The sequence below is a fragment of the Blautia sp. ZXY-1-B12 genome, assembly GCF_056339915.1.
On the sequence record NZ_JBWJVP010000066.1, the window covers coordinates 1 to 9,938 of the forward strand.

At 40.8% G+C, this 9,938-nt stretch carries 13 protein-coding genes and 1 pseudogene; 3 read left to right on the forward strand and 11 right to left on the reverse strand.

What is annotated here, in order from left to right; genetic code table 11:
* Positions 1-222: 222 nt before the first annotated feature.
* Positions 223-573, reverse strand: a complete 351-nt coding sequence (locus AC075L_RS04910) for a class I mannose-6-phosphate isomerase (RefSeq protein WP_020993826.1) — start codon at positions 571-573, stop codon at positions 223-225.
* A gap of 113 nt (positions 574-686) precedes the next feature.
* Here AC075L_RS04910 and AC075L_RS04915 point away from each other — a divergent pair, with 113 nt between their 5' ends.
* Positions 687-1,145, forward strand: a complete 459-nt coding sequence (locus AC075L_RS04915) for an NAD(P)-dependent oxidoreductase (protein WP_049896266.1) — start codon at positions 687-689, stop codon at positions 1,143-1,145.
* A gap of 290 nt (positions 1,146-1,435) precedes the next feature.
* On the opposite strand, the gene gloA2 is transcribed toward AC075L_RS04915, so the two are convergent.
* The 6 genes and pseudogenes from gloA2 to AC075L_RS04945 form a co-directional block, all read right to left on the reverse strand.
* Positions 1,436-1,819 carry an SMU1112c/YaeR family gloxylase I-like metalloprotein gene (gene gloA2, locus AC075L_RS04920; RefSeq protein WP_008704394.1) on the reverse strand — a complete coding sequence of 128 codons (384 nt, stop codon included), beginning with the start codon at positions 1,817-1,819 and terminating at the stop codon, positions 1,436-1,438.
* A gap of 207 nt (positions 1,820-2,026) precedes the next feature.
* Positions 2,027-2,866: a hypothetical protein gene (locus AC075L_RS04925; protein ID WP_118409696.1), complete on the reverse strand. Its 840-nt coding sequence runs from the start codon at positions 2,864-2,866 to the stop codon at positions 2,027-2,029.
* A 533-nt stretch (positions 2,867-3,399) separates the two neighbouring features.
* Positions 3,400-4,380, reverse strand: a complete 981-nt coding sequence (locus AC075L_RS04930) for a Shedu immune nuclease family protein (protein WP_055060743.1) — start codon at positions 4,378-4,380, stop codon at positions 3,400-3,402.
* Between the two features lie 17 nt (positions 4,381-4,397).
* A complete protein-coding gene (locus AC075L_RS04935) occupies positions 4,398-5,219 on the reverse strand; it encodes an Rpn family recombination-promoting nuclease/putative transposase (RefSeq protein WP_055060744.1) in 822 nt (273 codons plus the stop codon).
* A 207-nt stretch (positions 5,220-5,426) separates the two neighbouring features.
* Positions 5,427-5,951, reverse strand: coding sequence for a Shedu anti-phage system protein SduA domain-containing protein (locus AC075L_RS04940; protein ID WP_227227116.1), 525 nt, complete (start codon positions 5,949-5,951; stop codon positions 5,427-5,429).
* Positions 5,949-6,596 (reverse strand): annotated as a pseudogene (locus AC075L_RS04945) (glycosyltransferase family protein); the annotation flags it as partial. The gene AC075L_RS04940 and the pseudogene AC075L_RS04945, both read right to left, overlap by 3 nt.
* Before the next feature lie 300 nt (positions 6,597-6,896).
* Here AC075L_RS04945 and AC075L_RS04950 point away from each other — a divergent pair.
* A complete protein-coding gene (locus tag AC075L_RS04950; RefSeq protein ID WP_476387267.1) occupies positions 6,897-8,273 on the forward strand; it encodes an MATE family efflux transporter in 1,377 nt (458 codons plus the stop codon).
* A gap of 1 nt (position 8,274) precedes the next feature.
* Here the strand turns inward: AC075L_RS04950 and AC075L_RS04955 are convergent, their stop codons facing one another.
* From AC075L_RS04955 to AC075L_RS04970, 4 genes are read right to left on the reverse strand one after another with little or no spacing between them, the layout of a single operon-like run.
* Positions 8,275-8,472 carry a hypothetical protein gene (locus AC075L_RS04955; protein ID WP_476387268.1) on the reverse strand — a complete coding sequence of 66 codons (198 nt, stop codon included), beginning with the start codon at positions 8,470-8,472 and terminating at the stop codon, positions 8,275-8,277.
* A 39-nt stretch (positions 8,473-8,511) separates the two neighbouring features.
* Positions 8,512-8,934 (reverse strand): GHMP family kinase ATP-binding protein, encoded by a 423-nt coding sequence (locus AC075L_RS04960; protein WP_476387269.1) that lies wholly within the window; start codon positions 8,932-8,934, stop codon positions 8,512-8,514.
* A 55-nt stretch (positions 8,935-8,989) separates the two neighbouring features.
* Complete coding sequence (locus AC075L_RS04965) at positions 8,990-9,298, reverse strand: hypothetical protein (protein WP_476387270.1); 309 nt, start codon at positions 9,296-9,298, stop codon at positions 8,990-8,992.
* Between the two features lie 9 nt (positions 9,299-9,307).
* Positions 9,308-9,547, reverse strand: coding sequence for a hypothetical protein (locus AC075L_RS04970; protein ID WP_476387271.1), 240 nt, complete (start codon positions 9,545-9,547; stop codon positions 9,308-9,310).
* 124 nt (positions 9,548-9,671) lie between these two features.
* On the opposite strand from AC075L_RS04970, the gene AC075L_RS04975 reads away from it, so the two are divergent.
* Positions 9,672-9,938: DUF1349 domain-containing protein (locus tag AC075L_RS04975; protein ID WP_476387272.1), on the forward strand; the 267-nt coding region annotated here is incomplete at its 3' end.

A 9,938-nucleotide genomic window follows, 5' to 3' on the forward strand; every position in this document is an offset into this window, starting at 1 on the left:
TTGCTACGATTGTTAAATAATTGCAAAAAAGGTTTCAAATTATCAGAACTCTTGATGAGATAATGATAACATGAAACCTTTTTGCGTAAAGCGGTATGTTGGATTTGCTTCATGGGGACCGCTTCATATTTTATTTTTATGCACATCATTCTTTATGGGGTCTGACCCCAATGTTCAGCAATACCCACACGGTCACAATCCGAATCAGTTACCAACAACAGGTCAGCGTTGCACTTCCTGGCATACTCCATTGATAAGCATCCGGTATACTTCAAAATATTTGCAGCGTATCAACAGCTCCGATGCCATCCCCGGACGGTACTTCAGAACCCGCAGCGGCTGTCTCGGCTCTGCACTGCCGTGAAGATCTGCCACATCCAACGCCTTGTCGATATGCAGTTCTCTTTTCTTCCCGTCCTTTCCTATGCGGTCGTAATCATACAGCCGATAGGTCAGGTTCGAGCTTTCCTGGATTTCTGCAACGAGCGCACCTGCCCCAATGGCATGGATCGTGCCTGCAGGGATAAAAAACAGGTCATCCTTGTGAATAGGTACATTCTGCAGATACTTCATCACCGTGCCCTGTCTTTCTTATCAGTTGTATTTTCTATCTTATTTACCGCTCCAGCTCAAACTTCTGCTTATCGTGAACGTTGATATCCGCGCCCAGCTGTACTTCAATCGGAATGAAAGTGATCGCATACGATCCTTATATAAATGAGACTGCTGCTCAGGAGCTAAATGTAACACCTGTTACTTTAGAACAGCTTCTCAAAGATAGCGATCTTATCTCTGTTCATTGCCCACTTACAAAAGATACTTACCATCTTATCGGGAAAGAAGAAATGACATTATTAAAACCAAACGCTATTCTTGTGAATACAGCTCGTGGCGGAATCATCGACGAGGCCGCTCTTATCGAAGCACTGCAAAACGGCAAGATTTCTGGTGCCGGAGTAGATGTATTTGAAAACGAACCAGTTACTCCAGAACATCCATTACTCCATATGGATAATGTAATCGCAACTCCACATAGCGCATGGTATAGCGAAACTGCAATTCATACATTGCAAAGAAAAGTAGCCGAAGAAGTAGTTAATGTATTAAATGGTAATCCTCCTTTTAATTGCGTAAATATGAAATAATTGAAGCAAGCGTCTCGTAACTAGGTAATCATTCGTATATTAACATCTTATAAAAGCCATCTGATACTGTTCTTGGCTGTCTGCCAGATTCTCTATCAGATGGCTTAGTATTATTTTTTCAGTTTAGTACGGCAGTATTCCGGAAGATCCTCTGGTAGTGTAAAATAGTTTGTGTTTTTGGATTATAAAGTGCCACAGCACTTTCCATCTACTCTTTCAGGTTCTTTCCGGCATTGTATTCAGGCTTCAGCTTCTTCCGGCCACCGCCTGGTTTTCTTGTTTTCTTCATTTTACTCATGCAACTCCAACGGCAGTCCATCCGGGTCATGGAAGAAAGTCATCTTCTTGCCGGTGTAATCATCCATGCGGATTGGTTCACATTCAATCCCTACCTCCGCCAGCTCATTCACCGTCTGCTCCACGCTCTCCACACAAAATGCAAGGTGACGCAGCCCACAGGCCTCCGGGCGGTTCGCACGCTTCGGCGGGTTTTCTTCTGCAAAAATCTCCAGCTCTGTGTGCTCATTGACACGAAGATCTAGCTTCCAGTCCTTACGCTCTGGACGGTAGTTTTCCCTGATGACAGAGAATCCAAGCTTGTTCACATAAAAATCCTTAGCAACTTCGTAGTCAGATACGATGATTGCAATATGATGTATTTTTGATAAGTTCATTTTCTCACGCTCCACTTCTTTAAATTTTGTTCTTCTTTTATTTTCGTTATAAACTATACGGCAACCTTCAAAAAATACCGTGTGAACTCCTGAAGTTCAGTTTGTCCACACGGCATTTATTTTTCTTGGATTCTTGTTTATTTCAGTTTTTCAAGAATCTCGTCCGCACTCATACCGCCGGCTAATAATCTCTTAACCACACTCTCTTCATGGGGTCTGACCCCGCAGTGCTTTATTAATCCCGATTTTTTTGAACAAATCTTCTATCTTTATAATAGCTTGTTCTGTTTCAGCCTTTGTCATTGCAGATTGGGAAGCTTTCGCTTTGCGAAATTCTTCGATATTGTATGAATTCTCCTGTGTGCACATCTGCAGATACATATTGAGTAAACATAGTTCTTTCTCAGAAAAATCCTTTACTAATTTTCTCAATTCCGCATCAGAATATGAAGATATTGGTTTTGAATCTGTAGCTTCCTCATCATAGGAATCGTAAGAAAAATATTTATTTGTAACAGATATTACTTCATAAGAGAAAGAGGATTCCATACCAAGTTTAACCTGATAGTTTAATACAGTAGGGATTGTGCAATGTAAATATTTACTGGCTAATTCAACAGTAAAAGGAGTTCCTGATTCTTCACATTCCTGCTGAATTTTTTTGATTTTTTCCAGTTGATTAGCTAGATATGGAGTTGTATTATATTTTTTGAAACTTACGAAAATGCAAACAGCATGTTTTATAGAATAGCGAAAAAATGTAGTCGCTCTTCCGAGATCAGGATTAAATCTGGGCAAGTCTGCTAAAACTTCAACCCATAATGACTGATATAACTCCTGAAATTCGCATTTTTCGAGTGTACTACGATAACTGTAATACAGTTCATACATTATATAATTATTCAAATACTCATAAATCAACTTATCTGCTTTATCGCGACTTCTTTTATCAGATGCATTTCTTTTCATTTGTATATAAGAATATAATAAATATGCATCGAAATTTGGATTCGTCTTATATCTTTTGCGTTCAGAACTGTTCTTCATAAATTTATCCTTTCATATTTGCCATACATTATTTCATACTGCTATTCATAGGATTCTTTCCTGTGTATATATAAGTTCCTTAAGCATGGCATCAACAACAGATTTCGGACTGTAAACATGGCCAGTCCAAAAGAAGAATCCTTTCCTGGATTCAAATAAATTCCCATTCTTTATGGGGTCTGACCCCGAGAGTTTTTCCAAAAGTGCCGGATTTTCTATGCTAAGATGGAGGAGCCGGTTACTCCTCCATAACTTTTTATTCCTCAGCTAATCTTTCCTGGATATATGTAAGCTCCATCATCTTAGTTTTAATTTCTTCTTTATTGAGAAGTTTTGTCTTCATGGGGTCTGACCCCGAGAGTTTTTCTATCATCACAAAAGCGTATGGCAGCCGCCCACGCTTCAAAGGCATTTTCCATCAATACTGGTTTCATATCTTGCTTGTTCTTTTCTCTTCAAAAGACAGGTACCCATGTCAACGATGGGAGAAACACGTTCATCCTAACCGTTAACATGAGCGGTTCACTTGCTATTTAAAATGATTGAGCTGTTTCTAACTCGCAGGCTTTATCGTACAGATTATCATAATGCAAAGTCAGAATGTTTTGCTGGGTTACTTTGTTTCGACGATCACGATAAGTAGCTTCGTTGTAATCCTCACGCAAGCCTGCGACCACAGCGTAGTGGAAGCGGCTTGAATCATATTCTGAAAATTCCTTCGGAAGTGAGGATTTGTTGCTGTACTTGGTGATCGTTACAAACGATGCAGAAAAGTGTGCTTCGATTTCTGCTTTCCAATCATAAATTTGATAAGTACCTTTTCTAAAGGTTTCTCCCTCGTGTCCAGATTTCAAGGTTGTTCTTCCATTAGGGTGTTCAAGCTCGACAAATACAAACTCATATCCGCCAGAGCTTTTTCCTATCAACAAATAATCGGCAATGTACTTACCTAAAGCAAATTCCGGGAAGACATATGCATCGTGGTGACCAAAATTATAATACTTAAATACACCAGCAATAATATGATAAGCAGGTCTGTGATTAATAAAGCGAAGAACGTTTCTTTCGTTTGTATTTGCATCATGAATCAAGGCACAAAATTCTTCATTTAGTTGTTCCATATTACCTTCGTTCTGGAAATCAAACAACTCAATATGATTGTTAGGGAACAAACTATCATAGTGTCGAACTGCTGCTGGATACAATCGCCTATGATTTATCTTCCCAAATCCTCTGTCTCCGACAGCTTTTCTTTCAGTACACAAAATACCCTCATACAGTTGCATTTCCTGTTTGGTAGGAACGCTCTTTATATAGTCTCGTTTATATAAATTCATGATACTTCCTCGGATAATATCAAATAAAGCTTCCTCATGGGGTCTGACCCCGAGAGTTGTTCTTGCCAGTCTGGATGTACAGCTTGCCAGCAGCTCCTTAAATACTGCTTCGGCTTCAGCTTTCTTTGCTACTTCTCCGCAATCTGGGATGCATAGTTGTTCCACAAAACAAAACATTCGTTTTATGTCTTTTATTATGCACTTTTCTTTTCCAAAGCTATTTTTTCTACTTCTTCCAGAGTAAGCTCTGTGTACATTGCAATATCTTCATAATTAAGTTTACCATCTTCTATCATTAAACGAGCCATACGAATTGCTTTCATTTTTTCTGCTTCTCTTGCTGCTTCATTTCTCATATCTTCCATAGCTTTACACATAATTGCCACTCCTTTCTCATCTTCTTTAAAATAATGTACACGGTCAGCCAGCACTTCGTAGTACATATCTTTAGCATTGGTACATGTAAAATCATGCATAAGTTTTCCTAATGCTGTTTCATCTTTTATTTGAGAGTTTACATATATAATATGCGATTGGTCATTGAACATTTTTCCTGTTTCCCTAACGATACGATCCACATGATATATTGGAATATTCTCTCCTAACACATCATTTTCTGTGATAAAAACCACATACGTTTCATTTAAATTTTGATATTGTTCACCCGGTTCTGTCACATTTGCATCAATCAAGCTACTATTATATCTAGCTCTCTTCACACCTGCACCTTTATCATCTCTTTGAATTTCAATATTATACACCTGATTTTGTCGATCCACTGCGAGAATATCCAAACGAACAGAACGCCCTTGTAAGTTTTTTATTACATATTGACTGCTCACACTTGTAACTTTAAGATCATCTCGTTTTAGTATAATCTGCAATAAAAATTCCACACAATTCTTATCTTCAAATACTTTGCTCATAAAATCATCATCTAAAAGACGAAAGCCACGTAATCTTTGAAGGTCTTCTTCGTGCTTTTGCTCAAAATCAAATCTTTCTTCCTCATTCATTGGTAACACCTTCTTTTCTCAGCTTATCCACATCTTCTATACTACCATCTTAACATCAATACACCCCTATTACAAGGACTGTATCCGCACATATTTTACTTTCTCTTGGTCAGTTTATTCAGGTAATCCAGATTTGTGGATTTGATGCGTGCCTGTTACAATGAGATTTTTTCCTTAGATGATTTCCGGTAATCTGTCCAGCGTTTTTTATTGAACAGGATGATGTCCATGATATTCATCCAACTTACGCACAAAAGAATTCCACGAAGCTATCTCTAAATTATCTGCTGGTTTACATTTTACAATTTCGTGGCTTTCTTCAATTGACTTGTCTTCTCTTTCAACTCCACCTATAGCTATATATTTAACATCTATATCCTTCTGTGGGTCAACCAATAGGGTTTTTCGAGGACCCACTAAATAATTTCCACTATATTCCTCATTGATTGCTTTATCCTTATCTTCATGTATCTGGGTTCTGAATGAACTGTAATTTCTGTTTATGTATTCCATATGATTTTTTAATTGTGTAATTGCATCATTCATATGTACATTTAAACCCTGATAGTGATTGGCCTTAACAATTTTAAAATCTGCACCTTTGACTTCTACAATGCAGACTTTCATTTTTGATCTTGATGTCAGCACTACAAAATCTGCAATTTTATCTCCAATAGGATAATTAGAAAAGCAGATATATTCCTCATGCGGCTCCGCCAGATAATCTGCCATGCCATACCATGTATCATTTGTTTTCAGAACCTTCACAGATATCTTCCCATGCTCCAGCAGTTCACCGATGAAGATAGGAATCAGATATTCTGCCTTTAGTGGATTACCCGGCACTTCCTTCTCGAAGAATTCTTTGAATCCCTCTTCCAGCGTTGTAAGGAAATCAGGAGTTAAGCCCCACATATTCATGGAAACCAGAGAATCAACATCAACAGCCATTCCTTCTGCCTCTGCTCCAGCTGCGGTCTTTACAATGTTCTTCGTTTCCACGACCTCGGTCAGGTTGTAATCCTCATCCATCTTGCAGATACCGCGAGTCACGCCACCGTTATCAGACAGCGTGTTCTTCAGCACAAAACCTGCCATACAGGACTTGCCGCCATTCACCAGATACTCATGAACAGCCTTGAAACCTTCTTTGCCATAGTAATCATCTGCATTGATGACGATGAACGGGGTCTTGATGACCTTCTTCGCTGCAAGCACGGCCTGACCAGTTCCCCACGGCTTTGTACGGCCTTCCGGCAGAGTCCCCGGAATATCGTTAATGTCCTGGAAAGCATAATCCACCGGCTCTAACTGCTTGATTCCTGTTCCGAAGCGGCTGCCAATACCAGCTGCCATGATAAGTAATGTTGTTTTCATAATTCTCCTTTCCATACCTTGTAGCGCCCAATGTGCCTTCCACAAAATTTTATGTAGTTATTAGAGCAGCGCCAGTAGCCTATGCTCTCGTTTTCGTTTATAGTTTCTTTAGAGAAAAATCATTTCTTCTTCATGGGGTCTGACCCCGAGAGGCTATTCTCAATATCTTTTACAAGGACAATATCTCAAAAATCATAGCTTTTTCTGTCCATATCTGTTAAAATTGACAATGATTAATATACAGGGGCTGCTGCACATGCAAGTGCGGCAGTCCCTGTCGAATGGATGAGGAAAATTAAAATGAACACAACAGCAAATCTTGGCAAGGCACCCGTACGCACTCTGGTGCTCCAGCTTGCCATCCCTTCTATGACCGCACAATTTGTCAATGTACTTTACAGTATTATTGACAGGATGTATATCGGACATATTTCCGAAAATGGCGCACTGGCTCTTGCAGGTGCAGGCATATGCGGTCCTATCGTTACACTCCTCACTTCTTTTGGCACCCTGGTAGGAATCGGAGGTTCCATTACCATGGGAATCCGAATGGGCGAAAAGAATCACAAAAAAGCAGAACAGGTACTGGCAAATTCTTTTCTGATGCTCAGTATTTTTTCTGTTCTGCTGACTGTCAGCTTTCTTCTGCTAAAAGATAAGCTGCTTATGTTGTTTGGCGCAAGTGGGGCTACTTTCCCCTTTGCCAATACCTACCTGACTATTTATACAACAGGTACCTTTTTCGCACTGATGGCTACAGGGCTTAATTACTTTATCAACTGTCAGGGATTCCCCCTTGTGGGAATGTTTACCGTACTGATCGGCGCAGGATGTAACATCCTGTCAGACCCGATTTTTATTTTTGGTTTTCATATGGGAATTTCCGGTGCTGCCATTGCAACCGTTATTTCGCAGATACTCTCCTGCATCTTTGCAATGACCTTCTTATTGGGAAAAAAGGTTCCTGTAAAGATTACCTTCGGACAGTACAACTTAAAAGTCATAAGGAAAATCCTTTCCCTGGGATTTTCTCCTTTTCTGATCCTGGCCACAGACAGCCTGATCCTGATCTTTATGAATACAGTGCTCCAGAAATATGGTGGTGCTTCCCAGGGCGATATGCTGATCACCTGTGCCACCATTGCTCAAAGCTATCTGCTTCTGATCACCTCACCTATGATCGGGATCAGCGGAGGTACACAGGCAATCCTGAGCTACAATTACGGTGCCAGATGCGTAAACAGGGTCAAGGACGCAGAAAGGAACATTCTGGGAGTAATGCTTATCTTTACCACCATCATGTTCCTTCTCTCCCGGTTTATTCCCCGGTACTTTGTTCTTCTGTTTACCACTGATCCACAGTATATCAGATTCTCTGTCTGGGTCATCCGTACCTATACACTGATGATCATTCCGCTAAGCTTCCAGTATGTCTTTGTAGACGGGCTGACTGCCCTGGAATGTCCAAAGACAGGACTTGCGCTCTCCGTTACCAGAAAATCTCTTTTTGTGATCAGTGCAGCTGTCCTGCCTTCTTTCTTTGGTGCAAAAGTGGCTTTTTTCGCAGAACCTGTTGCTGACGGAATCTCTTCTGTCCTCTCAACAATTGTATTCCTGCTTCTGATCAACCGCCACCTGGATAAACGCTGCCGGATGGACAAGAAAGAGAGCCTGTAAATTACTCCTGTATCTCCTCCAACGCAAACAGACTGTCCGGTTCATTGCCCACATAGCGTCCCACCACATCACGGAGAAGATTTCTCGCCAGACGCCTCTGCCCTGTATAGATCAGGACAAATCTCTCATCCAGTTCCTTCTTTGTCTGCGGTGAAAGCTCTATGTGTGCTACCTGAAGCTGCTGTTGAAGCCCAGGCATGGAGGTTATATATTTAAGACCAGATGTAATACCTCCGATCTAATCCTGCCATCCGCCTCCTGTAGACATGATCTGCTCCATTGCCAGTACATGGGCATATAAATCTTCTTCTGTATATGCGATTCCCATAAATTCAAACACTGCCTTCACACAGGCTGCCGAAAGAATAGATGAGGTGCCAAGACCGGAACCTTTGGGGACATTTGTTACCTCAGAATGCATAACAAAACCACTGCCAAGGCGTTCCAGTATTTCACCCAGAGTATGTCCTTCCCTGGGAATTATTCCGCAGGCAAGAAGGCAGGCCTTCTGCAGGGCAAAAGGATCATAAGGGTCACCTGTGGCCTGCAAAGGCTCAATCGTGTCAAACTCTCCATGAACATCCATATCCCGGCTGTCAAAAACCACCTTCTGCTCAGGAATCCTCTCCAATGTCACCTCTACCGGCTTCTCCCCGTTCAAAAGAATAGCTGCATTTAATACAGTCCCGCCCTTTTCATTACAATAGGGCGGTGTATCACTCCAGCCATTCCTTCTGAATCTTTGTCAAAGACTGCAGCTTTCTTATACTTCCTGCAGGAACCTGATCCCTGATTGCCTTTGCAATCCCGTCCATAGTTACCAGATCTGCCATCCGCTTATTCCACGCTATAATAGCATCCGGATCCGCCTCATTAAATCCGGCGCAGAGAGACTTATGGGAAGCTGCAGTCCATGAAGTTCTGTCAAACTCTTTCCTTCCTGTGACAATCTCATAAAGTTCCAGTGCCGCATCTGCTGCCTCCCGGATTGTATCTGACTCCTGATACAGCGCAGCAGACCACAAGGTATGTGCCTATCCGTTCTCCTCCCAGAATCTCACTCCAAGTGTATCTTCCAGTTCATCCAGATCCCTGCCAAACAGCCGGTTCTCCTTAGGATTATCATTTACGCCAAAAATACGAACAATAAATTTTCCGTTTCTCTGCTTCAGCCCATGGAGAACAACATTATCAGGAATAACCTGATCCTGCACATCTATGTAAGAGAGCACACTGTGGCTGCCATCCTGGAATTTCCATGCACACTTCTTCATGGGGTCTGACCCCGAGAGTTCTTTGAAACATATTTTACGATATTATACAATAAATCTCATAAATAAATCAATGAAAACAAAAATATTATATTATATAATTCAATAAAAAACGAGGTGAAAGAACATGATATTTAAATGGTTAAATGAAAGTGAAATAATGATAGAGGGGGATAAAATTGAAATATTCGCTCCGGCTAAAACAGATTTTTTCTGCGGAAGCACAGACGAGTGTGAAGAAGGATTTTTACCGGAATCACTTTGTAACGCACCTTACTATTATACGGAGATAGAAGGGGATTTTGTTCTTAAAGTAAAAGTATCGCATGGTTTTAAGGATACATATGATTCTGCTTCAGTAATGATTATGAAGGATCTGAACTGCTGGGCGAAG

Coding starts and splice junctions, on each gene's coding strand:
- gloA2 (WP_008704394.1), bottom strand. CDS start 1,819: ATGAACTTATCAAAAATACATCATATTGCAATCATCGTATCTGACTAC.
- AC075L_RS04930 (WP_055060743.1), bottom strand. CDS start 4,380: ATGTTTTGTTTTGTGGAACAACTATGCATCCCAGATTGCGGAGAAGTA.
- AC075L_RS04970 (WP_476387271.1), bottom strand. CDS start 9,547: ATGAAGAAGTGTGCATGGAAATTCCAGGATGGCAGCCACAGTGTGCTC.
- AC075L_RS04935 (WP_055060744.1), bottom strand. CDS start 5,219: ATGAATGAGGAAGAAAGATTTGATTTTGAGCAAAAGCACGAAGAAGAC.
- AC075L_RS04940 (WP_227227116.1), bottom strand. CDS start 5,951: ATGGCAGATTATCTGGCGGAGCCGCATGAGGAATATATCTGCTTTTCT.
- AC075L_RS04950 (WP_476387267.1), top strand. CDS start 6,897: ATGAACACAACAGCAAATCTTGGCAAGGCACCCGTACGCACTCTGGTG.
- AC075L_RS04910 (WP_020993826.1), bottom strand. CDS start 573: ATGAAGTATCTGCAGAATGTACCTATTCACAAGGATGACCTGTTTTTT.
- AC075L_RS04925 (WP_118409696.1), bottom strand. CDS start 2,866: ATGAAGAACAGTTCTGAACGCAAAAGATATAAGACGAATCCAAATTTC.
- AC075L_RS04915 (WP_049896266.1), top strand. CDS start 687: ATGAAAGTGATCGCATACGATCCTTATATAAATGAGACTGCTGCTCAG.
- AC075L_RS04955 (WP_476387268.1), bottom strand. CDS start 8,472: ATGCCTGGGCTTCAACAGCAGCTTCAGGTAGCACACATAGAGCTTTCA.